The organism is Ruminiclostridium cellobioparum DSM 1351 = ATCC 15832, from assembly GCF_000621505.1.
Taxonomy (GTDB): domain Bacteria; phylum Bacillota; class Clostridia; order Acetivibrionales; family DSM-1351; genus Ruminiclostridium; species Ruminiclostridium cellobioparum.
On sequence record NZ_JHYD01000034.1, the window covers coordinates 1 to 25,934 of the forward strand.

Below are 25,934 nucleotides of genomic sequence, written 5' to 3' on the forward strand. Positions count from 1 at the left end.
ACCGTTTTGCAAGAGCCACTTTCGCTGCTGCTAATATACATCTGGATGCTTGGATCAAACACAAATCCTTTAGTATTCTGAGTCTATTGCAATAGTACAAGAACTTTTCAAACAGCATTTAAAAATCTTTGAATTTCAAAGGTTTATTTGCTGTCCCAAAAAATCTGGGCTCAAAATTACACAACTATTAATTTCTCAAGGTACAATGCTTTTTCTACAAATAGCTCCATTTCACAAAGAAAATGGAGTGAAGTATTGGTTTTTCTCGAAATTACCAATTACTTTTCGAGAGTATTCTTAATATTTACTTTTTAAATGGTATAAAATTATAATATCTCAAGTCAGATGACTATGAATATGTTAACATAATTATATAACTCATATTTAGAGAACAAAATCAGAATGTTCTTACTTTTCTTGTGTTATTTTTACTTGTTTTAATTGTATTCCGTCAGCGGCTCTCCTTGCCATGCACTACCTGCCTGCCGCTTCGATCAGGTCTTCCAGCAATAGAATTGATGAAATGTTTGAGGCTGCACCGATAATAATCCACGAATCAGCTTGTTCATATGGCTCCAGATACGCCAGTTCACCATCGATGGCTTTCTGCCTTAAGGAATTGGGCCTTGTCCTGCATGGTTCCAGAGCATACATGGGAGTCTCATCGGCTCTTTTGGCAATCAACGACCTGGGAAAGCTCTCCAATGGTCTTATAACAAAAGCAGCTTTATCTTTTTCGGCATTTACTATCATTTCAGCCGTCATTTTGCCGCTTTCCTCAATCAAATCCAGATAACCGTTGAGCTCTTTGACCTTTTCCAGGCAATTTACCGGTTCAGGCACATACTGATAGCACCTTATGGGCTGGAGAGGCAAACTGAAGCCGTATATCTCAAAAGGATCCTTTTCTTTGGGTGCCGAATCCCTGAGCAGCATTTTATCCACGGCAACAGGCAGAATATACCTTCCTCCCTTTGAAACAAACTCTCCGGCCGGCTGGATATGAAAACCGTCATCCAGCGGCTGCCTTTCACCGGTTAAATTCCTTGTGGAATCTTTTCGGACTATGAGGGGTGAGTTGTACCTTGTGAGAATTTTGATATTTTTTTCATAGACAGGTTCTGCCCGGTAACCCTTTATGGGAACAATACCTTTCAGACAAATCTGCTCCCCGTCCCATGAAATACTTATGGATTCCAATATTGTCCTTGAATAGGAGCCTGTCCCGTGTACAGTCCTTACCTCGTCGGGAGTACCGAAAACTTCTGGTCCCAGGGCCGCAACAGCGGCATAAAAACCCTTTTCCCAGCCTCCATTTTCGTGAAGGTTCACATTGTCCGGATGAAGAAGATATTCCTCTCCCCTGTCCCAGGTGATTTTTTCCTCACCCAGGAAGATTTCTCCCATATCCATACCCCTTTCGGGAATAGCCGTAAAGGTCAATAATCCGTTGGATATACGCAGGATATTGATACTGCTGCCATACCTGTCTTTAAATATCCTCTTTTCAATAAAACCGCCATGAGGCAGTTCTCTCCGGGCACCTGCCGCCAATTCCCCAAAATGAATTATATTTTCCTTACACATGACCATACTCCATTGCACAGGTGTCCTTCAGCTCAATGCAGCTTAACAGGATTACCGGTTCTATTTCCGGAAACCCGCTCACAACGATTTCGGCTTTTTGCAGGATGTCTCTTTTTCCTATTCCTACAACTCTCATGCCGGCCCGCTTTGCGCCTTCCACCCCCGCCTGTGCATCTTCAAATACAAAGCATTCGGACGGATCGATCCCCAGCTTTTCCGCCGCCTTCAAAAACACTTCGGGATCCGGTTTTGCCTTTGAAACACTGTTCCCGTCCACAACAGCATCAAAGAGCTCTGTTATGTCAAGCTTTTCAAGTATTATAGGGGCATTTTTGCTGGCCGATGCCAGGGCAGTCCTTATGCCTCTGCGTCTCAGATACTCCATGAAATCCCTTGCCCCGGGCAGTATATCCGCCGGGGTCATTTCATAGAGATATTCCTTATACCATTCATTCTTTTTAGCAGCCAGTTCCTCTTTTTTCTCCGGGGATAAATTTGTACATCCACCCACTTCAAGGAGTATTTCAAGAGATTCCATACGGCTCACGCCCTTCTGCCGCTCATTATCCTTTTCTGTAAATTCAAAGCCCAATTCCTGTGCCAGCCTTTGCCAGGCAAGAAAATGAAATCTTGCCGTATCCACAACCACGCCGTCCAGGTCAAAAACGGCCGCTTTAAATGGCTTCATGTGTTACCTCCAGTTCTTATGCTTCAAGTTGATCCTGCATTTCAAAAATCTCGTACTTTTCTTGTGTAATAGCAGCCTTATACCATTTGCCATGCCATGCCAGAGTAAACTCAAGCTTTTCCCATTTTTCGGGGAGATGCGGCTCCAGACGTATTTCACTGCACCACATGGCGCTCTTCAAGCCTGCAAAACCATATACAATCATCTGCCACAGGCCTCCGCAGTTGGCAATGTGAATACCTTCGGCAGCTCCCTTTTTTTCAATGGACATGTCGGTTTCCATAACTTTTTTAAGGAATTTTCCGGCCTCCTCCAGCCTTCCCAGCCAGGCTGCCGTGATTCCGTAAACCGATGCCGAAAGCGATGAGTCGTGAGTGGTGATGGGTTCGTAGTAGTCATAGGAAGCAGACAGCTGCTCCCGTGTGAAATCCTCGGGATAAAGCATTATCAATTGAAGTACATCGGCTTGTTTTAAAGCCTTGGAACGGTAATTCCTCTCCTGGGATATAAAGTGTCCGAAAGGCCTTGTCCTGTCCTTCCAGATGGTGTCAAAATCCAGATCGGCATAATCCTGAAAATCTTCCGACTGGGGAATTATCCGGGTATTTGCATCAAAAGGAATTTTCAATTTCTCTCCCACATCCTTGAACCGCACTAAATCCTCCGGTGTGAGAGCAAGCCTTTTTTCAATATCCCTGTATTTATTTGCATCCTGTTTCCTGACGGTTTCCAGGTATTCAACTGTTTTTTCCAGGCTGAATTTAACCATCCGGTTGGTAAATGCATTGTTCCTGGTCATGGGCAGGTATTCATCCGGACCCATAACGCCCAAAAGCTCATAATAGCCATTTTTATTGATATCCACCCGCTCAACCCAGTACCTGGCGGTTTCAACCATTATATCGATGCCATGATTCCATATAAATTCCAGATCCCCGGTACCATTTACATAATGGCACAACGCGTATACAATGTCTGCCGTAATATGTATCTCATGATCGGCATATTGCCAGCATGGGCATTGCTCCTCTCCTGAAACCGAAGACTCCCAGGCATATCTTGCCCCCTGGTAGCCGTAAGCCCCGGCATTTTTACGAGCCCCCTCCAGCGTGTTGTACCTGAACATTATCAGGTTCCTGGCAGCCTTTGGATTTGAATGGATAAAAAATGGCAGCATGTTTATTTCGGTATCCCAGAAATACCGGCCAAAATATGCTTCACCTGCATATCCCTTGGCACATATGGCAACCCTGGGGTCATTTTCACAGTTAGACCGGATCAGGTGATATATGGATGTACGCAGCGCCAGCTGCGCTTCAAAATCTCCGGTAATTTTTATGTCACTGAATTTCCACTTTTCGCTCCAGACTTTCGCATGATTTTCATAGAGCTTTTCCCAACCATTAGCATCGAAAGCCCTTAAATATTTAAGCCCTCTCTCCAAAAGCTCTCCGGCCTCATTGTCCCTGCCGGTTACAACTGAAACTGCTTTCTGAACCTCCAGACAATCTCCGGCTTTTAAAAGCTTTGATCCCGAGTAAAAAACATTTTGGCCTTTCTGCTGCCTGCTCCATAAAATATTTTGGGAGGCCTTTACACTGTACAGCATTAAAATCCTGTCCCCGCCATCGGTAAGAGTTTCTGCCGAAATACAGCCGGTCTCAGGTTCTGCTGTCAATACCTCCCGGAAATGGTTGTAACCGTTGGTCCTTACGCCGGCATCTATTCCGCAGGCAATATCAACAACGCCCTGTCCCGACAGTGCTTCAATACCGAGCTGCTGCAGGCACAGATGCTCATGGGACATACTGATGAAGCGCATATATGTAAGCCTCAGACTCAATCCGGCTTTTGTTTCCCATATGAGGGTCCTGTAAAGGCAGCCGTTTCTCAAATCCAGCCATCTTCTATATTCCTTGACATTACTGAGTTTCATATCCAGCTTTTCGCCGGCAATAACCAAATTCATACTTAGAAAATAAGGAAGATTAATTATTTCTTCTTTAAGCAGCGGGTGCTTACCAACGACACCGGGTATGAAGGTGCCCCATTTGGATTCGGGATGCCTGGGCTTTTCAAGTGTGACATTTGCCGGCATCCGCAGGTATTCTTCATCCTGGGCTGCTCCTTCAAGCCCTTCTTCAAAACTCCCCCTGACATGCATATAGCCGTTGCCCTGGGTAAAAAGTCCTTCATAGTGCTTGGTGGTTTCACCGCTGAACCTGTCTTCTTTTATACACCATAATTCATCTATATCAAGCAATTGCTTCCCTGTATTCATTAAAATTCAATCCTTTTTCAAATAATGAAGTTTTTCAGCCTTTTACGGCGCCTGCCGCCAGTCCTGATACAACCTGCTTCTGAAGCAGCATATAAACGATTATGCTTGGAATGATTACAATAACCGTAGCTGCAAACATTACACCATAGTCACTGGCAAACTGGCTTTTAAAGTAGTAGAGTGCCAGAGGAAGTGTCCGGCTTTTGTTACCTGTTGTGAGGGTAATTGCAAACTGGAATTCATTCCAGCATAAAAGAAACTGCAATACGGCTGCCGTTCCAAACCCGGGCTTTGCAATTGGAAGAATGATTGAGACAAAGGTCCTGATGAAACCCGCCCCATCCAGGCTGGCCGATTCTTCCATTTCCTTTGGTATTGTCTGAAAATAGCTTGAAATTATATAAAGTGATGCGGGAAGCCCAAACCCTGCATAAACAATAATCAAACCAATCAGTTTGTCATACAGTCCCAATGTATTCACTGTCAGATACAATGGCTGCAGCATTGCGGCGCCAGGTATCAGCAGAGATAATGAACAGATACCTACTATGGCTTTTTTTCCTTTAAAGTCAAACCTTGCAATAACATAGGCCGACATCCCTAAAATAATCAGATTCAATATTGTACCGAAAATACCTACGATAACACTGTTCAGGTAAAACTGTGTCAATGGTGCTATTTTAAAAGCCATCAGATAATTTGATATTTTGAAGCTTTGCGGCCATCCAATGGAATAATTGAGAATCTCCGCATTGGTTTTGAACGAAGATATGAACACCCATATAAACGGTCCGATTGACAGAACCATTATAGTTAAAACAAACAAGTATTTTAAAATTGATAAAAGAAATTTCATTCCTTTCAAGCAAGTCACTCCTTTCATGTATCAGAATTGCCTATTTTAAAGATTCTCCTGTAGAGTAGTACCAATACAATTCCAAATACAACAAGGAATGTACCAACAGTATTTGAGTATCCGAAATTATTGTCCATTAAAGCTGTCTTATAGATATACATTGGAAGATTCATTGTCTGATTTCCAGGCCCTCCGCCTGTGGTCATCATGATGATATCAAGCTTTTGCAGCATACTTGTACCCGACAGAATTACACAGGTTCCGATAATGTTTCTGAGCAGCGGCAGTACAATATACAAATTTACTTTTATTTCGCTGGCACCGTCAATCCTGGCCGATTCGAAAAGTCCCTCCGGAATTGCCGCTATTTCAGCCAGAACCAGAATGGTAACTACGGCGGCATAGGGCAGCCAGGTCATGGTTACCGAAAAGAAGGATGTCCTGTAGTCCATAAACCAGTTTTGTGAAAAATCCTTAAAGCCGAATAACCTGATAATACTGTTTATCGCGCCAAACTCAGGATTCAATATGCATAAAAACAGCATTCCCACGGCAGCTCCCGAAATGATATTCGGTATCATAAATACCGTTCTTGCAAACTTCCAGTAAAATTCCTTCATATTGAGAATAATGGCGAACAATACACCAATAAAAACATGAGCAGTGGACTGCAATATAATCCATATAACGGTATTAATCAAACTCCGGGTAAAATCCGAGTCATCGGTAAACATTTTTATATAATTGCTTAAGCCGATGAAAACAGGTTTTGTTCCGGTGGCCCATTCTGTAAAAGAAGTACCGGCAAGTATAACAATTGAAACTGCATAAACTACTACAAACAGTATAATTGTCGGAATCAGGAATAAAGCTATGTAACCTTTATTTTTCGCCATTTCATCATCTCCTTAAATGCAATTCTCCCCGGAACCTTCCGAGGAGAATGCATTACAACTTCTATTAAATATTCAGCATTCATTTAAGTTATTTGTTCTTTGCAGCCACCTCAGTAAGCTTCTTGGCAAACTGTTCGGCAGTCAGCTTATCGAAAGCCAATTCCGGATATAAATTCTTCCAGGTATCAGTTACATTTGGGAATACAATAGTGTCAAAGTACTGGTACTTCACTTTTGCACTATTTCCTACATCAATGGTCTCTACAAATACCGGATATTTCTGTTTGAATTCTTCCGAAGGCTGTACCTTGTCTGAAACGGGTAACACGTTACCGAGTTCCAGTGCTATGGATTGCCCTTCGGCGCTGGTCTTGTACTTGATAAATTTAGCTGCGGCATCTTTTTTATCCTGGGCATCCGAACCAATCATGTACCCGACTTCATAGGACAAAAATGCTCCGCTTCCAGGGTATGCGGCAACACCCACCTTCTTGTCGAAACCCTCCGGAGACTTGCTCTTATCACTGAAATCACCGATCATCCAGGGACCGTTGGCGATAATGGCAGCTTTTCCCTGTTCGAAATTATTTGCCGCATTTGCATATACTGCTCCTATGGCATCCTTTGTTGTGTACTTCTTCAGCATTATCTGTATTTTCTTCAATCCTTCGATCATTTCGGGAGTTTCAAAACTTGCAGGATGAAGAGTATTCATAAATTTATTTCCGGCTTCTCCGCTTGTACCTACAATTGAGGAAAGCATAAGGTTGGTGGTCCATGCATTTTCACCTGTCATCAAAGCCAGGGGGGTAAAACCTGCCGACTTTAATTTGTCGCAGTTGGCCAAAAACTCATCCCAGGTTTCAGCAGGTTTTATGCCTGCCTTTTCAAACATCTCCTTATTGTAGAAATACCCTATAACCTGTTTTTGATCACTGATGGACCATACCTTTCCGTCACGTGTATTTGCGGCAATTGCTTCATCGCCGATATCAGCTTTCCATTCTGAATCCTTATCCAGATATTCATTAAAAGGTGTTGCCAGATTGCCTTTTATCAATATTTCATTTATTCCGTTTTTACCCATGACAACATCGGGAAGATCCCCTGAAGCAGCTAAAATTTTCATCTTGTCGTTATATGCCGTATCGCTTGGAATCTCTTCTACCTGGACTTTTACTTCATTACCGAACTTTTCATTAAACTTTGCGATCTGCTCCTTCTCGAAAGCAGCAGAGTAATGGGTACCTACCCTGTATGTAGGATATTTTATTGTAACCGGGCCCTTTGCCTCTGCACCGGTCTGTGCACTGGTTTGTGTACTGGTTGATACTGCGGCGGATGTTGTGCTCTCGGAAACTGTATTTGTACCGCATGCAGCTAAAGAAGCAACCATTAATGAAGCTAATAATAAAGCTACAGGTTTTTTCATCTCAATTCCTCCTTGTATGTTCAAATCATTCACTAGTAGCGCTACGATTACATTATAAGATGCCGGGCCAAATAAGTTAATTTATTATTTGTACTTGTTTTTGTAATATTTCTAATTAAATTCCTCTATGCCGGAAGATTAACAGTTAAATTCCAAATTAATTGTAATATCTTTACTATTGTATGATTTTTTTGACTTCATATTTTCTATAGCCAAAAAGTGCACCTCAATATAATAGAAACATTTGGTTTACTATCATTTGGGTGCACTTTTCAGTTCAGGTTATTTATCTGGAAAGCAGGTTATACAGTACCTGTACAGCCTCTGCCCTTGATGTATCTTTTTTAGGCTTCAATTTATTGTCATCTCCCGAAACAATACCTGCCTCAACAAACAGCCTCATTGTATCTTTTGCGTAACCGGATACATCCTTTGAATCGCTGAAGCTGTCAAAGTTTCCTGTTTTTGCAGCCGGTAATTCACCAAGTATATCCAACACACGATAGAGTATAAGAAGCATATCCTGTCTGCTTATAGCAGCATTCGGCATGAATTTGTTATCTCCGGTACCTGAAACCAGACCCAGGCGTTTTGCAGTACCCAGGTAATCAGAATAGTATTTGCTGCCGGCATCTGCAAAGTTGTCGGTTACCGCCCTATCAGCCTCAATTCCGTAAGCGTTCATTACCATTATGAGGAAGTCAGCTCTTGTAACTTTATTTTGAGGAGCAAAACTGCCGTCCCCCACACCATTTACTATACCTCTGGCCGACATGAATCCCACCGCCCTGTCAAACCAGTCCCTGGATGTAACATCGTTGAATTCAACCTCATTATAACCTGCGGCATACTGTGAACTGTCAGCGGTTATAAAATCAACCGTGCCTGTCACAGGATTATATATACTTCTGACAACCTTTGAGTTTCCGTCATTGTCTATTTTGTATATTATGATAGAGTTATACTTCTCATTGGGTTTTGGAGCATATGGTATACTTATCCGGGCAGTTCCTTCGCCAAGCTCTGATATAACTTTATCACCAGCCTGGACTGAGAAATTATAAACCGGCCGGTCACTCACTTTGGTCTTTATTTCTTCCGGCAGCAAAGAATCCTCCGAATTTTTCAGGATAATGCTTACTTTTCCGGATGCAGCAGAAGCACTGATCGAAGCTATTGCTTTTGCATCTAAAATAACACTTCCGATTCCTGTACTAAGCTTAATAGAAGTTCCAAGGGTTCCGGCTATTTCTTTAAGCGCATCTGCTGGGAATCCTACCTCGACAGATTTTGTATCTTTTGCAGAGTCGAGTTTTATTTCAACAATAGCTTTCTGTCCGTTGATTTCAGCTTCTCTGGCTTTTTCTGCAAGACTATGGATAGCAGCTTTTTCTACATTGGCTACGGCTTTTCCCGATTCATTGCCGGCTTTTATTGAAATGGTTAGTATTGTTTTATCACCGCTTATAGATGAACCAATTGGATTTACAGTCGTTTCTTTATTTCCCGAACCGGTATTTCCAGTATTACTTCCGGTACTGCCGCTGTTGTTGCTGCCGTTGTTTCCGGTATTGCCTCCAGGCTGATCGGCAGGAGTTATGGTAATACTTAAAGCTTTACTTTCACTTAATACGGGATTGCTGCTGTCCCGGACCTTTAAGCTGACACTAAAGGTACCTGCTGCAGTTGGAGTACCTTCTATCACCCCGGCATTTGTAATTTTCAGTCCCGACGGAAGTCCTTCAGCACTCCAGGTGTATGGCAATGTTCCGCCTGCTGCGGCTAATGCACTTGAATACGCCGCCCCAACCTTACCATTGGGTAATGATGTTGTATCTATTGACACCGAGCTTCCCAATAAATCTTTCAGCACAATAGTAACTTCCTTTGTTTCTATCGGAACTGTAACAATACCATTGGCATTGTCCGCTTCTCCGGCAGAAACCCATGAGATATTGTCTACCATGGCTGGCAGTTGAATACTCCATTGTTCTGCAGTGCCTGCAGCTATTTTGGAATTTTCCCTATTGCAGTTCATGGTAATTTTCAGTTTGCTGCCGTTTCTTTCAATTGTATAGCCTGCTCTGCCGCCTTGAAGAACCGGATAATTTTCTACTGCCGCAACTATGTTGTTTTCCCTGGTGGCATTTGTTACCCATTCTTTTGGAACACCACGGCCGATAATTATTTCTGCATTTTTGTTATCATTAAAAATTCTTTCGGCTATAAGTGCATCATACAAGACTTTGGATGCTGTTGCCTGTCCCCACATGTGCTGGTTGGAACCACCGCCTCCTGCCGCATTATCACGGTTCCAAAGCGGAGTTGAGGGATCCTGGTCGGGATAATTTGTGGGTCCTACACCTTCCCACCAGCCAAAGGGCGAGCCCATGGCACTGTTTATCTGAAATTCATAAGCTTTTATTCCCATATCCCTGTAAGCTTCACCACGAAGTGCGGCAATACCGTATCCTGCATTGTAGGCACTTGAATACCAGCCATGAGGATAACCTCCAAAATTATAAGGTGAAGCTTCCGGCAGGCTTTTACGCCTTTCAATGCCGTATGCATAAGTCTGGTCGATCATATCTATATTGGCTCCTGCCCTGGTTTGATCTGCACCATACAGATACCCGTCCCAGGGGAATGATCCGAATAACAGCATTGATGCCCAGTTTGCATCTCTGATATCATTACATCTGTTTTTAGTGTTGGGTTCAACTATTGAAGCCGGAATATAGTTTAAGTTATTACTGCTGATTGTATTTTCAAGTGTCTCGGTTACTGCTTTTAACAAACTGTCGTATTCGGCATTGGCCCACTGAACTTCTGTTAAATAATAGTCTTTTTTGTTCGGGTCGGTTTCCTTTAAAGCCAATTCATTACAAATATATTTATACGCTGTAAGCCCCATAAGTGCGGCCTGGTCGTCAACTGTCCACTGGCCGTAGGAATCAATGGCCAGAGTGCTTTTCATAATTCCGTCATGGTTTGCACCTGTACGGTCGTCATGAATAGAATGAGCCATTTTTTTAATTACTCCTTCAAATTTTCCCTTTATGTAATCCAGATCTCCCGTTTTGCTTAGATATACGGAATATGCCCATGGCAATTTCCAGTTTGCATCCCAGTATAAATCGGGATCTACCTTACCGTTTTCAATGTTTATACCTCCGGTCATGGGAACACTTTCAAGATAATTTTTTGCGTCCTTGAAATCACCGGCTGTAATAAGGGACTGCAATATTCCGATTGTGTCATGTGAAAACAACCTGTCATAGCCATTTTCGCCAACATGCAGGAATGTGTCGTCTTTGATAATAAGAGTATAGATATAACCTGCCTTATATGCGTTTACCAGACTGTCCCTATTTTTTGCATCCTTGCTGTTGGGCAGCCTTATATCTATTATTCCTGCAAGTCTGGTATCCCAGTAAGTCTTCATGGCAGCATAGTTATTTTCAAAAATGCTGTTTTTACCTGTATCTGCGACACTCCTTGCGGCTTCAACGATCTTTTGGTCAGTGGGGAATTCTGCCTTAGGAGATACTTCATGTTGATTCCCTGTATGTCCTTCATTTTCAAATCTATCTGCTTTAATTGCATATTCTCTTACAACTGTTTCTCCGGCATTAATGACAAATGCAGATTCAGCTGCTTCATTCAAAGGCAGTAATTCCTTTGAAACAACAGGAAGCAATCGTTTCTCACCTGAATTGTTTGTGGCCGTCATTTTTGCATATGCAACTTCCACAGGGTTGCCATCAATGATATGCTTATTGGCAAACTCTTCAATTTTATATGTAACATTATCTGTCGTATACTCACTTACATAGCAGGGCAAATATCCGTCCCTGTTGTACCAATCGATTGAAACACCTTTTTCCTTAAGGCCTGCCACACCGAATCTGATCATCAGGTTTCCCCTGCTGGCAAGCTTAAAGGAGCCATCAATAAACGCAATGGGAGCATTCATATCACCTTCAAAACCAAAAGAACCGGTTAATCCGCCGTCTGTTTTTGATGAATATTCTCCTGATACCTGAAGCTTTGCAATAGCGTTCAGAACATCGGCGTAGGCCTGCAGCTTTTCATGATCGGAAGCAATGCCGCTCAATTGTTTTGCATTTGCAAGTGCACCTGTCAATACTGCCACAGAAGCTTCAGTGTAACCCTTAACCGCCACATTATCAAAACTTGAAACGAAAGCATTAAAATCAGATATGTTTATATTTGTAACCAAATTATCTTTTGCGGCTTGAAGTTTTCCGGCTTCAGCATCAATTTCCTGCTGAGTGGCATCGAAGTTATCCAGGCAGCTTCTTGCGGATTCCGCAGCACCCGCCAAAGCCAGCCAGGATTCCACCGTATAAATTTTTTCATTGTAGTTGCCTGTCTCGGATACCAAAGCCTCCAGTGCGCTTCTATCAACACTTACTTTTTTTATAATTTTCATCAAACCTGTTCCAAGCCATGCTTCAGCTACAAAATTTCCTGAAACGGTCTTACCGTAAAATTCATTTTTTGTATAATAATTTTTAGGCATGACTGTCCAGCAATATATACCGTCCTGAAGAGCAGTCTGAGTTACATCAATTGCATATCTTTTATTTGCGCTTATATCATAACCAAGCTTGACTGTGGTTAATCCTCCGCTTACAACAGCTTTTTTGCCGACGGTAGTTTGTGCAAGTACAGCTCCGGTGGGCAGCCCATTGCTATCCGCAGCATACAGCTTTACCACCAGATCACTTCCGTCATCCGATGCCTTCGTCAATCCAAGCTGAACATATTCCATCCTGAAAGCTTCACCGGCTGTAAAGGTCTGGTATCTGTCCTGTTGATCATTGAGATGACCCAGGGCATAGCTTAAGCCTCTCTGATCGCTTGTGTAGTCTATCATCACATTGGTGTCCTTTTTTACAAGCTCACTCTGGGCTTGACCAAGTGCTGCTTTTGCATTATCAGCCTCTGCCTGTGTGGCGTCAATTTTTTCAAGAATTGCCTTTGCCGCAATTTTTGCATTATTAAATTTGTTCCATGAAGCATCTGTAAAATAGCTTTTGGTTATTCCGTCAAATTCATCATAAAGAGCTTGTAAAGCTGATTTGTCCGCAATTTCTTTGCTGCTTACTGCTATATTTGACAGTGAGGAGTTGCCATCACGTGCATTTTTATATTTTTGCACACCCTCAACCCTGAGCTCCTTATTTGCAGGAACAACCACCTGATATTTGAATACCTGGGCAGTACCGCCTGCCTCCATATGTTTGGCAGCGGCATATTTGCCATCCAGAAAGAAGTTTACATCTGCTTTTGCCTGCCAGATACCCGTACTGAATACCACGGTTGTTTGAGTTGGCTGTGCTGCTACCGAAAAGTTCCAGCCTACATTTTCATTGCAGGCGCCGGGATTTCTATCCTCCGGTAAAGGCAGGAAAACACCGAAGCCGGTATCATTGGCCAAGGATTCATAACCTGTCATTCCATCCGTCCATGATGCAGAAGCATGGTTGGCATCACCATTAACCTCTTTTCCCTCAGGAACAGTATTCACAAGTGCGCTGAACGAAATTGCGTTTTGAGTATTCTTCCTGATCTGTATAATTCCGTTCGAACCATTTCCTTTCAAATGCAGCCAGTCAATATTTCCAACTGCAGTCAGATCAATGGCAAACACACCACTCATCTGGCTTTGTGTAATGGACAGTTCATTTGTATTGTACTCAAGGGCACTCTGTGCCTGTACCAAAGCGGTTTTTGCGCTGTCAATTGCAGACTGCGCTGCAGCCGGATCGTCAAGAACAGCTTTTGCAGCAGTTCTTGCATTATCAAAAACCGTCCATGTCGTATCTGTATACGAGCCCTGAACTAAATCCTTAACTTGATTATATAAGCTCTGTAAAGCCGTCTTATCAATAGCCGTTTCACTGCTGACCGCTATACCTGAAAGTGAAAAATTACCCCACTGGGATAAAGTCTCCTTTTGTATTCCCTCAACCTTCAATTCTGTATTTGCAGGTACTGTTACCTCATATTTATATACCTGGGCGCTGCCACCGGCAGATATGCTTTTGGTATCATACAGCGCACCATCCTTATAAAATTTTACATCTACTTTTGCCTGCCAAAGTCCCAGGCTGAATACTACCGTTGATTCCTTCGGCTGTGCCGCTGCCGTAAAAGTACAGCCCACGTCATTCCCCCAGACAGCCGGGCCTCTGTTGCTTGCCGGGAAGAAAACACCAAATCCGGTATCCTTGCTGCCGGTTTCATAGCCTGCCATACCGTCATACCAGCTATAGGACATACGGTCTGCGTCACCATTGTTTTCTTTGCCCTCAGAGCCGGTATTTGATAATGTACCAAAAGAAATTGTACCTGGAGAAGCTGCTTTCCTGATATGTACGATATTACCGGAACCGTCTCCCTTCAAATGCAGCCAGTCAACATTTCCGGCAGATGAAAGATCAATTTCGGCTTCACCGCTCACCTGGTTTTGCAAAATATTAAGTTCTTCGGTACTTCCCGCACCGGCAGTACCCACAGCTATGTTTGATATTGAAGAATTGCCGTCCTGCCACAAGATATCTGTTTGAATGCCTTCAACCCTCAGTTCCCTGTTTGCAGGTACCGTCACCTGATATTTAAAGGTTTGTGCGCTGCCACCGGCAGATATGCTTTTCACATCGGCCGGCATACCATCCATGTAGAAGTTTACATCCACATTTGCCTGCCAAAGCCCTACAGTGAATATTACCGATGTTCGGACAGGCTGCGGTGACACGGAAAAATTCCAACCGACGTTATCGCTGCAAGTGCCGGCACCCCTATTGCCTGCCGGTGGTAATAAAACAGCAAACCCGGTATCATCGAAACCTGATTCATAGCCTGCCATACCATCGGTCCAGGTGCTGGCTACACGGTCTGGATCGCCATTACTAACCTTGCCTTCCGGGACTGAATTTGGGAGTATATCAAAGGATATGGCACCCGGAGTAGTTGCTTTACCAACCTGTATAACACCTCCTGAGCCGTTGCCCTTAAAATGCACCCAATCAATATCTCCAGCCTGTGTCAGATCAAGATCATACTGACCGCTCACCTGGCTTTGATCAATAATAAGGGTTGCATCACTGCCGGCAGCATATGTCATTCCGCCCTGAAGTACAGCTGAAAGTAGCATGCAAACACATAATGCTGCCGAAACCATTTTTAAAACAGTTCTCTTTAACATTTTTTCCCTCCGTTAAACTTTTTTAAATACCTTATTTTTATAAAATGCTACATTTAAGTATATTGTCTATCTTGTATATAGTTAATGAAAATTAAGTACATGTTTTTGTGATATTTTGCTATATTCAGTCTTTAGATCAGCCCAATAAATTCAACTTGTATTATCTTGAGAATTCTTTAGTTTTTTTTACTACTTATGAATTTTTAAAGGAATTTGTTGGGTTATGTTGAACTGGCATAGTTATGTTACATAATTTTAATTTAACCTGTTGTACTAATTGAAATTTTGTATTGCTTTACAGATAAATTTAATTAGGATCAACTGGTACGTAAGTACAACTTCATTGTAATATCTTTACTATTGTATGACTTTTTTTACTAACTTTTTCTTTATTAAAGGATTATAAAGTATTTTGTTGAATTATGTAGAATTATATGGTCGTTATATTATACAATAATGTATTGTGTAATTCACATGCTGATAAGGAGTTGGAAAATTTCTAATGAGTAAGCTCAAGAGACTGTTTAAGCCCCGACGTAAATTTCAAATATTGCGATACATTCAAAGAGCACCCATAAGGCACAAGATCACATTGGCCATAGTTCTTCTACTTCTGCTCCCCATGTCCATTGTCGGTTTTTATTTTTATTGGAACATGGCAGCAGTACTGACTAAAAATGCCAATGACAATCTGAGCCAGCTTATACGGCAGGCAAATGAAAATATAGAAAATTCCTTTAAGATAATCGACACAACCTCACTTCATTTTCTCTCCAATAAAAATATAAGAGCCTGGACTTCAGGCGATACGTCTTTTGATGGAGATTTCTACAGCCTTTTCATCAATAAGAGTCTTATTGAAGAAGACCTCAGGTACAGCCTGATGTTTAACAATGCCTGGGATATGAACCTTATCTCCACAGCCTACGTGTTTTTGAATGAGGACACCTATTGCTCCATATTCAAATCCACACCCAATATCGACCTGATAAACAACAATAATATTAATGTTTTTAAGAAAATCAGCGGGAGTAAAATCAGGGGCAAGACAATACTTCCGCCTTCTTTAACAGATAGAACCATCTATTTTACCCGCATTGTCACCAACATTAATAATCCTAAACAAAGGCTGGTTATGATTTTCGGAATCGAGGAAAATGAACTCTATAAAAAATATGCGGAGCTTCTGTCATTTGAAGGTTCAATGGTATATATCACCGACGACCGGGGCGCAATCTACTCCAGCTCGGACAGGAACCTGCTTGGAGGCACCGTTGCTTCCTCCATTCTCAATCTTAACAATGACACCGACGTTTCCGAGGTCACATTGGGAAATACCACCTATCTGGTTGCCCATAGGAAAATAGGTGACACCGGCCTTAATTTTATCGCAGGAATTCCCAGGAACCAGGTTCTGGCAAAGCTGTCGGACAGTATGAGAAACTACATAGCAATTACCTTTGTAATCATATTTGTATCCGTACTCGCAGGAATTCTGGTTTCACTCAGGTTCACGCGATTTATAAGGGACCTGCTTTCTGTCATAAATAAAGTCAAGGTAGGGAATTATGAAACTAAAATGCCGGCTTACAAAGACCGTGAACTTAAACTGCTCAGCAATACCTTCAATAATATGACCGATGAAATAAAGTACCTTATTAATCAGGTATATGAAAAGCAGCTGCTTTTAAAGGAGACAGAATTCAAGTTCCTTCAGTCCCAGATGAATCCGCATTTCCTTTTTAATACGCTCATTACTATAGGATACAAAGCCAGACTGTCAAAGGATGAGACCATATATAAAATGGTGACCTCCCTTACCGAACTGCTCCAGGCAGGCATCTATACAAACAGCCGGGCCAAGGTTCACATAAGACAGGAGCTGGAATTCATTGAGTTTTACCTTTACCTGCAGAAGATGAGATTTGAAGACAAATTGGAGTATATCATCCATGTTTCCGACGAGAGCATTTTAGACCTTTTGATCCCCAAGCTGAGTATTGAGCCGCTTGTAGAAAATGCGGTAGTCCACGGACTGGAGGAAAAGATGGGAAAGGGCACCGTTGAACTGAACATTTACATGGAAAATGAATCGGTATATATTGATGTCACCGATGACGGTGCAGGTTTCGAAAGTTCAAATATCAACCTTGACAACTGTGAAACTATCAGCATGCGCAAGAAGGGGCACAACAGCATCGGCCTTATCAATACTCACAAAAGGATCAGACTGATATATGGAGAGCCTTATGGTATCCGAATTGAAAGCCGGATCAACAAAGGCTCAAAGGTAACTGTACATATTCCCGCAGACAGGAGTGAAATAATAAATGTATAACATTATGATAGTTGACGATGAGCCGGTGATCAAGCAGGGGCTCTTATACTTTGTCAATTGGGAAGCACTTGATTGCCGGGTGGTTTGTGATGCTCAAAACGGAATTGACGCAAAGGAAAAACTCAGCTCCCATTCTGTGGACATTGTACTGACAGATATTAAGATGCCCGGAATGGACGGCCTTGAATTGTCAAAATATATCCATGAAAACTATCCCGCTGTCAAAGTTATCATACTTACTGCCTTTGCAGATTTTTCCTATGCCCAGACCGCCATAAAATACGATGTGATAGATTTTATCATTAAAACAAATCCTACCGAGAAAATACCCGACGCCATTAATAAGGCAAAGGCCCTGATCAGCCAGGAAAAGGATAAAGATGAGAAATTAAAGCTCATGGAGCAAAAGGCCAATCTGCGGTTGTCGGAAATCTGTGAGAAGTTTTTCAAGGATGTGTTTAACGGAATCATTATGGACGATATGCTCATTCAAAGCAAATTGACCGAGCTGGAGATAAAAATTGAAAATTATTTTATTGTTCTGTTTGACATTCACAGTGTTTCAAACGAAAATTCCCTGATCAGCCCGGAGGACTATAACAAATTCATGCACTCGGTGAGCAATCTTCTTTCAATGGCTTTTAAAAACTATCCTCACTATACGGTGGCAGTTGACAGAACTTTGCTTGCGGCTATAATTTCCTTTAAAAGCCGCAATGTCCCCCTCTGCACTCAAACCCTGCTCATGACCTGTAACGAAATTCTATCTATGGCCGATAGTTTCATGCGTTTTACCATCAGTATAGGGATAAGCCAAATGCAGCAAAACATCCCGGCTCTGTCTGTTGCCTATCAGGAAGCAAAGGATGCACTTAACGGCGGTTTTTACAATGACAACCACGTTTCTGTTTTTATGCCCAACACGTCACCGGTCACCTCATCACCCGGACAGCCCCATTATTTCGCTGAAAAGATTGTGGACAGCCTCCAGCTGCAAAATCCCTCAGAGGCATTAAAAAGCCTTGAAAACCTTTTGGAGGAATACAGACGCAACAAGGAGCCCATAGAAAATATAAAGGTATCCTGCATGCTCATCGCCTCCTATTGCTACAGGCTTCTCGCAGGTTTCAGGCTGTTCACACCCGAGCTTTCCGACAGAGAGCCTGAAATATACAAGCGGATACAGTCAAGCAGAAACATTCAAAGCCTGTCAGCTATTTTAAAACAGTTGATAGAAAGCATTTCTAAGGTTGTAGTTACCAATGAAAATAAATTCAGTTATCTTATAAAAGAAACTCAAAAATATATAAGGGATAATTTCCACAAGAATATCAGTCTCCAGACCATAGCAGATCATATCCATGTCAACAGCAGCTATCTCAGCCGGTTGTACAAAAAGGAAACCGGCGAATCCATTGTGGATGCCATAAACAAGTACCGGATCGATCACGCCAAAAAGCTTTTAAAGGATCCGGCCAACAAAGTGTTTGAGGTTGCATGTGCCGTAGGTATTGAAGATCCTGCCTACTTTACCCATGTTTTTACAAAGTATACCGGAATGAGCCCCAAGGAGTATAAGGCAAGTAATATCAGCTGATGACAGGTGCATAAATTATCTTTTGTACTGGTAAACTTGCCTGAAAAAGCCGGCTGCTTTGCGCTTCCGGCTTTTCATAGCATACGGTGACCTTCCTGTTAAAAGGCCCAATTCCAATGTTAGTTAGTTGGAACCGGGCCTTTCTTTCATATAATTCTGTTATTAGCTGTTACATGATTACTTATTGTATATTTTATATAGTATGGCTGCGGTTTCGGCTCTGGTAATGTTTTGTTTTGGATTGATATTACTGCCCGAGCCTACAATTATTCCACTTTTGACTAATGCAGCAACACTGTCCAGCGCATAGCCCGAAACTTCCGAAGCATCCCTAAACTTTGCGATATCTTCCTTTGTTCCCTTTTCCAGACCTTTATCGGCAATCTCCATTGCCTTAACAATCATTTTCATTAAATCCTGCCTGGTAATGCTTTTCTCGGGCGCAAACCTGTTATCACCTACTCCATTGGTTATTCCGAGGGCTTTTGCTATGTTTATTTCTTCCAGGTACCTGCTATCGCTTGTATCATCGAACCTGCCGTTTGCCTCGGTGTTCAGACCAAAAGCCCTTACCAGCCATGCGACGCTTTCCTCCCTTGATATTGCCAGATTCGGTGAAAACTCTTCCTCTGATGTTCCTTCTGCAATACCTTTTGCAGCAAGAGCGGCAATGGCAGCACTGTACCATTTGTCGCGGGATACATCGCTAAAGGTCTTATCAGAGTACCCGACCGCATATTTGCTGAAATGAGTGGTTGTAAATGTGATTTTGCCTGTTCCGGTATCATACCTTGCATTGGGCACAGTATTGATATTATTATTTCCGTCAATGTAATAAACGACTATTTTGTCCGGATTTTCCAATTCCCTGGCAGCCGGTGTATATTCCATGGACACCTTTACAGGAGCCAGAGGATTGTTCCATTCGATATTTTTGCCGTCTATAGCCATATATAGGTTTATTACCGGCCTGTTACCTATGATATCCCGTATTTTTTTATCCAGTTGATTATTGTTTACAGGTTCAAATATAATTTCTACAACCTTTGAATCCTTTGCATCCGCCTTTTTTATCATATTTGACGGAACAGTCAATTCAGCAACAGGAGTCATTATTTTTATATTGCTTTCAGACTTTGCAGATGCAACCTTGCTTACAGGGAGCTTTTGTACATACTTTAAGGCATTGGGCTCCTTTTTCATTTCGACAATTACGGTTTTTGTACCGTCAGGGGCCTTGACAGCCTTTTGTAAAGCCCTGTCCAAATCACTCTCCGATATTTCATTCACTACGGCACCGTTTACAACTTTGGAAGTGTTTTCAATCCTTGCATTGCCCTCAGGTGTAACTGTAATAATTGTCTCCTGAACGGTGCTTCCTCCACCGTTCTGCCCGCCTGGAGTACTTCCACCCGAAGTACTTCCTCCACCGGTTTGGCCGCCGCCTGGAGTACTTCCGCCTCCGGAGCTTGTGTTTATAGTATAGCTGAAGGTTGCAACTTCACTGTTATCCATGCCTTCTTTAACAGCAATTGCTTTAATTACCGTGCTTGCGTTAACGGCTATCGGATTAATATATATTGCACTTGCTGTTGTTGGTTCACTGCCATCCGCAGTATAGTAAATATTTGCGCCGCTTGTGGCACTTGAGAGCGTCACTGTCTGTGCTGAAGTGTAAGTTCCTCCGGCAGGTGACGCTGCCGGTATTTGAACCCGCCCGATCTGCGGTACATCAATTGTATAGCTGTAAACAGCTACCTCACTGTCCTCCATGCCTTCCTTAACAGCAATTGCCTTAATTACCCTGCTGGTATCAACAGTTATCGGACCGGTATATAACTCACTTGCCATGGTCGGCTCACTGCCATCCGCAGTAAAGTATATACTTGCGCCGCTTGTGGTGCTTGAGAGTGTCACTGTCTGTGCAGAAGTGTAAGTTCCTCCGGCAGGTGACGCTATAGGTATTTGAACCTGCCCGATCTGCGGTATATCAATAGTATAACTGTAAACAGCCACCTCACTGTCTTCCATACCTTCCTTAACGGCAATTGCTTTAATTACCCTGCTGGTAGCAACAGTTATGGGACCGGTATATAACTCACTTGCTGTGGTCGGTTCACTGCCATCCGCAGTATAGTAAATACTTGCGCCGTCTGTGGCACTTGACAGCGTTACTGTCTGTGCCGAAGTATAAATTCCTCCCACAGGTGAAGCTGCCGGTGCCTGGACCTGCAGTGGCCTGACCTGCAAACCGTTTATTGCGGCATTCAGGTTATTAAGGGCCGCAGTTACTTCTTCCTGTGTTGAACCCTTGTTGTCACTGACACTTACCGCTGCATTTAATGCAGTTTGCAATAAGGACCAGGATTCAGGGGTATAATCTTCTTCTGTCAGAGCTTGCACTTCACTGATTTTGTGTATTAGCCCTGTCTTATCTGCCGGAATAATTATGTAATCTATGTTGGCGGCAACATCACCCGAATCGTATTGTAACTTGATGCTTGCCCCGGCAGGGATATCAACATTAAGGGTTTTTTCAGCGTATTTGCCTGCGCCGTTCCAGCCTCCTGTATTCGTGAAGGTCACATCCTGACTGTCAACTCCGTTGATATAAAGGCTAAGCTTCGGATTGCTTTTACCGGATGCATACCCTATTATTATATTGTTTGTCGGTGCACATTTTATAAGTTCGAATGCCGCTCCCACATGGTCTATGCTTCCGGCTATAAATCCGCCTGATGCATACGAATCTGCCTGTTTATATGCTGTTCCGTACATCTTTCCTATTTCTGCTTCTATTTTTCCTGAATAATATCCGGGATACAGCTGCAATCCATCTATCACAGCCTGTAAATTGCTTAATGCCAAATCTGCCTCTTCCTGGGTAGGAATTGCTGCGGCAACACCGGCGGCCTCAGTTATTGCCGCTTGCAGGGTTTTCCACGCCGCTGCGGTATAATCCTGCTCAACAAGCTCTTTCGCATCATTAATCTTCTGTGTAAGTGCTGAAATATCAGTATTTGTTAAACCGATGTAATCTATGTTTGCGGCAACATCTCCTGAATCGTACTGGAATTTTATAGTTGCACCTTCTGGAATTACTACGTCAAAGGTCTTTTGTGCAAAGCTGCCGCCCCATCCTCCGGTTTTGGTAAAGGTCAGATCCTGACTGTCTACTCCGTTGATATAAAAACTGAGCTTGGGATTGTCCAGGCCGGATGCATAAGCTACTATCAGCCTGGTTGCCGCACCGCAATTTTTCAGTTCAAAGGCCGAACCAACATGGTCTATACTTCCAACCATAAATCCTCCGGATGCCCCGGAGTCTGCCTGACTGTATGCAGTTCCATACTTTTTGCCTTTTTCGGCTTCCACTTTTCCGAAATACCGAACAGTTACCAGGCTGTCCACTACTGCTTTAAGAGCGTCGACTGCCGTATCCACCTCAGCTTGTACGGCATCTGCCCTGTTATAAACCTCAAGTGCGGCATCTATGGCCGGTTGCAGTAAATCCCAGGTTTCGGGCGTATAATCGTTTTGTGAAAGACTCATTGCACTGTTTATGGTTTCTGCAAGAATTGATTTATCTGCTTCCGCATCTGATATAAACCTTATATAGTCAATATTTGCGGCGGCACATCCATCATCATACTGGATTTTAATGCTTGCACCCTCCGGAATACTTACATCGAATATTTTTTCAGCATATGTGCCATCCCAGCTTCCTGTTTTATCAAAGTTCAACTCCTGACTGTATACTCCGTTTATATACAGGTTGAGCTTTGGATTGTCCAAGCCCGAACAGTAACCTATTGCCAGTTTCTGCGAGGCAACACAGTTTTTAAACTCAATTGCGGATGCCGAGGTAGTTTCAGTTGCTGCGTGATCTATACTTCCCGCAACATATCCGCCTGAAGCAGCATGGTCAGCCTGTTTATATGCAGTTCCATATTTAACACCGCTTTCAGCCTCAACTTTTCCGGATAAATACCCGGGCTGTGATGCCAACAGGCTGTAGCACATAAGAGTAAGTCCTGTGGCATTTGCCGTCGGTCTTACAGTTGTTCCGTCATATGGCGTATTCCAATAGGGAGCTGTGAGGTCGTCTCCGCTTCTGTTATTATAAGCGGCCTGAGCATTTTTTGTTAACCAGTCGGTATACTGTGTCTGTCCGCCAAGGGTGATGAGCTTGTATATTCCGCGCATTAAAATACCTCTGAATACAATCTCATAGCTGTTGGTTGGATCCGGCATGTAAAGTCCGCTGCCGCCCACATCATCTTCATACACTACGATTTGGTCAGCTCCCGTTGTGAAGCGTTTTTTTGCGAAATCAGCCGCCTTGCAGGCGTCTGCTATATAGCTGTTATCTTTGGTAAGGTCATACAGGTATGACGCAAGTTCAATGAATATTCCGGCGTTATAGGTGTAAAGATTATCATCCCAGCCAAGCTTACCTGTTGTTATTGAGTTTTCTATACCTCCATCGGGGCGCATAAAACTTGCCTTTACCCAGTTGTATATGTCAATAGCCGCTTCCTTATAAGTTCTGGAGACACCGTCTGCATCAGTGACCTTTTCATCAGGATAGTACTTTGCCAGCTGGGCGGCAACAATAGCCCATCCATTGGTGGGCACATCCTTCTGATTCTGCACACTGCGTTCACGCCACATTCCGCCGCCCCAGGTGTCATCTACGCTTGTTTTATAAAAGAAGTCAAAGTGCCATTTGGCCTGATCCAGCATATGCTGATCGCCGGTAATGGCATATGCAGACATTGTAAACTGCGACTGCCATGAGTAATCATCATTCCAGTCACCTTCACTTGCTATCCATGATTGCGGATTTCCATATTTATTTGCCGTGTGGTTATCCTCAAACCAATAAAATGTTTCGCTTATTTTATCCTTGTTCTTGCCCGTCAAATTATAGTATGCGCAGAGCAATTCACGGGAATAGGCGGCTTCCCAGAAATGGGAAGTATAGATATCCCCGCTTCTATAATGTGTGTTCAAGAAAGCTTCCATGCATCTTTCTACATCCGGCTGGTTAAAAGAATAAGCAGCCATTGTGGTGACCGGAAGGCTTAAGCTGAGGATACATGCGGCCAATATTACCGCCAGCAGCTTAATAACGCCTTTCTTTTTTAACATAGATATTTCCTCCTTTGACAATTTGATTTGATACTTTGATTTACCATTGTCTGTGCAACAATGCAGTCTGATATTTTGATCGTATTATGTAAATATAATGTTACATTTATTGTTTATAAAAATTAATGTAATTTTGTAGACACTCAAAGGTAAAAATGTGATATTTTATTGCAGTCTGTAAACTCTGGCTTCGTAAGGCATTAATACAAAGTCCCCGGCCATGCTTACATCAAATGAGTCGTAATTCGCCAAAAGCAATTGGGCTTCCTGATACTTTGGAACAGCTTTTATATCAAATTGTGATGTTTCCTTTGAAAAATTCATTATTATCAACACACAGTCACCCTCCAACTGTCTGATATATGAAATTATTCTGTTGCTGTCTTCAAGCAACGGAATGTATTGGCCGTAAATCAATACCGGATTTTCCTTTCTGAGTTTTATGAGCTTTCTGTAAAAATTTAAAATGGAGTTTTCATCCTTTACTTCATTTTCAACATTGATATACCGGTGGTTGGAATTTACTTTTATCCATGGAGCCGCTGAAGTAAAACCGGCATTTTTACTGCCATCCCACTGCATTGGAGTGCGTGCATTGTCCCTTCCTCTTCTGTGGATCAGCCGCATTATCTCCCTTTCATCTTTTTGCCTTTCAAAGACCATTTCCCTGTAGAAGTTCAAGGTTTCTATATCCCTGTAGTCATCAATTGATTTGAAGGCTGCATTTGTCATACCTATTTCCTCACCCTGGTAGATATACGGAGTGCCTTCAAGGGTATGAGTCAGGGTGGCCAGCATTTTAGCACATTTTTCTCTGTAAAGCCCATCATCTCCAAACCGGGACACTGCTCTGGGATTGTCATGATTGTTCAGGAACAGGCTGTTCCACCCCTTCCCGTGCAGCACTTTCTGCCATTTTGACAAAATTTCTTTAAAATCGGTTAATTTCCAGTCAACAACATCCCACTTTCCGCCTTTACCCGTATCTATTCCCATTAATTCAAACTGGAATATCATATTCAGCTCATTTCTTGACCCATCAGTATATAAAAGACCTGTCTCGGCGGTAACATTAACTGTTTCCCCAACTGTCATGCAATCATACCTGCTCAATACCGTTTTGTTCATCTCTTGCAGGATTTCATGAATTCCAGGCTGATTGGCATATAAATCCTCATCAAAAACATATTTTTCTGTTGTTGAAACAGCCCTTTCAGAGTTTCTCAAACCCTCGGGTTTACTCAGCAGATTAATGACATCCATCCTGAATCCGTCTATACCCTTATCCAGCCACCAGGTCATCATATTAAATATTTCTTCTTTTACCTCCGGATTCAACCAATTTAAATCCGGTTGTTTCCTTGAAAACAAATGAAGATAATATTCATCCGTCGTTTTGTCATATTCCCATGCAGAGCCTCCAAAATACGATTTCCAATTGTTTGGTTCACTTCCGTCCCTGCCCTTTCTCCAGATATAATAATCCCGCTTGTCACTGCCGATGCCTGCTCTTGATTCAACAAACCATTTATGCTCATCGGAGGTATGATTTATTACCAGATCCATAATAATTTTCATATCCCTTTTATGGACTTCTGAAAATAAAGTTTCCAAATCCTCCAATGTTCCGAATTCCTTCATAACTCCATAATAATTTGAAATATCATATCCATTATCATCATTTGGGGATTCATAAACAGGACAAAGCCATATTACATCAATCCCCAGATATTTCAAATAATCCAGCTTGCGGATGATACCCTTCAAATCACCTATTCCATCGCCATTCGAATCATAAAAACTTCTGGTATAAATCTGATATACAATTGCCTCTTTCCACCATTTTTCACTCACAGTTTTGTCCCCCA

At 42.5% G+C, this 25,934-nt stretch carries 11 protein-coding genes; 2 read left to right on the forward strand and 9 right to left on the reverse strand.

Annotated elements, in window-relative coordinates; translation table 11 throughout:
- Window positions 1–474: 474 nt before the first annotated feature.
- The 7 genes from T344_RS0113715 to T344_RS0113745 all read right to left on the reverse strand — a co-directional run bounded on the left by T344_RS0113715 (window position 475) and on the right by T344_RS0113745 (window position 14,977).
- Window positions 475–1,587 (reverse strand): DUF4432 family protein, encoded by a 1,113-nt coding sequence (locus tag T344_RS0113715; RefSeq protein WP_027629186.1) that lies wholly within the window; start codon window positions 1,585–1,587, stop codon window positions 475–477.
- Entirely contained in the window at window positions 1,580–2,275 is a 696-nt protein-coding gene (pgmB, locus tag T344_RS0113720; RefSeq protein ID WP_004628884.1) for a beta-phosphoglucomutase, read from the reverse strand. The genes T344_RS0113715 and pgmB overlap by 8 nt, the downstream gene beginning before the upstream one ends.
- A 16-nt stretch (window positions 2,276–2,291) precedes the next feature.
- Entirely contained in the window at window positions 2,292–4,556 is a 2,265-nt protein-coding gene (locus tag T344_RS0113725) for a glycoside hydrolase family 65 protein (RefSeq protein ID WP_027629187.1), read from the reverse strand.
- Window positions 4,557–4,590: 34 nt separating this feature from the next.
- A complete protein-coding gene (locus T344_RS28255; protein ID WP_242842086.1) occupies window positions 4,591–5,412 on the reverse strand; it encodes a carbohydrate ABC transporter permease in 822 nt (273 codons plus the stop codon).
- A gap of 23 nt (window positions 5,413–5,435) precedes the next feature.
- Window positions 5,436–6,308, reverse strand: a complete 873-nt coding sequence (locus T344_RS0113735) for a carbohydrate ABC transporter permease (RefSeq protein ID WP_004628764.1) — start codon at window positions 6,306–6,308, stop codon at window positions 5,436–5,438.
- Between the two features lie 88 nt (window positions 6,309–6,396).
- On the reverse strand, window positions 6,397–7,740 hold the full coding sequence (locus T344_RS0113740; protein ID WP_027629189.1) for an ABC transporter substrate-binding protein: 1,344 nt from the start codon (window positions 7,738–7,740) through the stop codon (window positions 6,397–6,399).
- 286 nt (window positions 7,741–8,026) lie between these two features.
- Complete coding sequence (locus T344_RS0113745) at window positions 8,027–14,977, reverse strand: S-layer homology domain-containing protein (protein ID WP_027629190.1); 6,951 nt, start codon at window positions 14,975–14,977, stop codon at window positions 8,027–8,029.
- Window positions 14,978–15,479: 502 nt separating this feature from the next.
- Between T344_RS0113745 and T344_RS0113750 the strand changes: the two genes are divergently transcribed.
- Window positions 15,480–17,315: a sensor histidine kinase gene (locus T344_RS0113750; protein ID WP_034861519.1), complete on the forward strand. Its 1,836-nt coding sequence runs from the start codon at window positions 15,480–15,482 to the stop codon at window positions 17,313–17,315.
- A complete protein-coding gene (locus tag T344_RS0113755) occupies window positions 17,308–18,912 on the forward strand; it encodes a response regulator (RefSeq protein ID WP_027629192.1) in 1,605 nt (534 codons plus the stop codon). The genes T344_RS0113750 and T344_RS0113755 overlap by 8 nt, the downstream gene beginning before the upstream one ends.
- A gap of 177 nt (window positions 18,913–19,089) precedes the next feature.
- Here the strand turns inward: T344_RS0113755 and T344_RS29785 are convergent, their stop codons facing one another.
- Together T344_RS29785 and T344_RS0113765 are read right to left on the reverse strand one after the other, a co-directional pair.
- Window positions 19,090–24,066, reverse strand: a complete 4,977-nt coding sequence (locus T344_RS29785) for a chitobiase/beta-hexosaminidase C-terminal domain-containing protein (protein ID WP_051571864.1) — start codon at window positions 24,064–24,066, stop codon at window positions 19,090–19,092.
- 165 nt (window positions 24,067–24,231) lie between these two features.
- Window positions 24,232–25,920: a glycoside hydrolase family 13 protein gene (locus T344_RS0113765; protein WP_027629193.1), complete on the reverse strand. Its 1,689-nt coding sequence runs from the start codon at window positions 25,918–25,920 to the stop codon at window positions 24,232–24,234.
- Window positions 25,921–25,934 lie beyond the last annotated feature (14 nt).

What these genes read in the sequence shown, in the direction of transcription:
- T344_RS0113715 (WP_027629186.1), bottom strand. Translation starts at nt 1,587, where the DNA reads ATGTGTAAGGAAAATATAATTCATTTTGGGGAATTGGCGGCAGGTGCC.
- pgmB (WP_004628884.1), bottom strand. Translation starts at nt 2,275, where the DNA reads ATGAAGCCATTTAAAGCGGCCGTTTTTGACCTGGACGGCGTGGTTGTG.
- T344_RS0113725 (WP_027629187.1), bottom strand. Translation starts at nt 4,556, where the DNA reads ATGAATACAGGGAAGCAATTGCTTGATATAGATGAATTATGGTGTATA.
- T344_RS28255 (WP_242842086.1), bottom strand. Translation starts at nt 5,412, where the DNA reads ATGAAATTTCTTTTATCAATTTTAAAATACTTGTTTGTTTTAACTATA.
- T344_RS0113735 (WP_004628764.1), bottom strand. Translation starts at nt 6,308, where the DNA reads ATGGCGAAAAATAAAGGTTACATAGCTTTATTCCTGATTCCGACAATT.
- T344_RS0113740 (WP_027629189.1), bottom strand. Translation starts at nt 7,740, where the DNA reads ATGAAAAAACCTGTAGCTTTATTATTAGCTTCATTAATGGTTGCTTCT.
- T344_RS0113745 (WP_027629190.1), bottom strand. Translation starts at nt 14,977, where the DNA reads ATGTTAAAGAGAACTGTTTTAAAAATGGTTTCGGCAGCATTATGTGTT.
- T344_RS0113750 (WP_034861519.1), top strand. Translation starts at nt 15,480, where the DNA reads ATGAGTAAGCTCAAGAGACTGTTTAAGCCCCGACGTAAATTTCAAATA.
- T344_RS0113755 (WP_027629192.1), top strand. Translation starts at nt 17,308, where the DNA reads ATGTATAACATTATGATAGTTGACGATGAGCCGGTGATCAAGCAGGGG.
- T344_RS29785 (WP_051571864.1), bottom strand. Translation starts at nt 24,066, where the DNA reads ATGTTAAAAAAGAAAGGCGTTATTAAGCTGCTGGCGGTAATATTGGCC.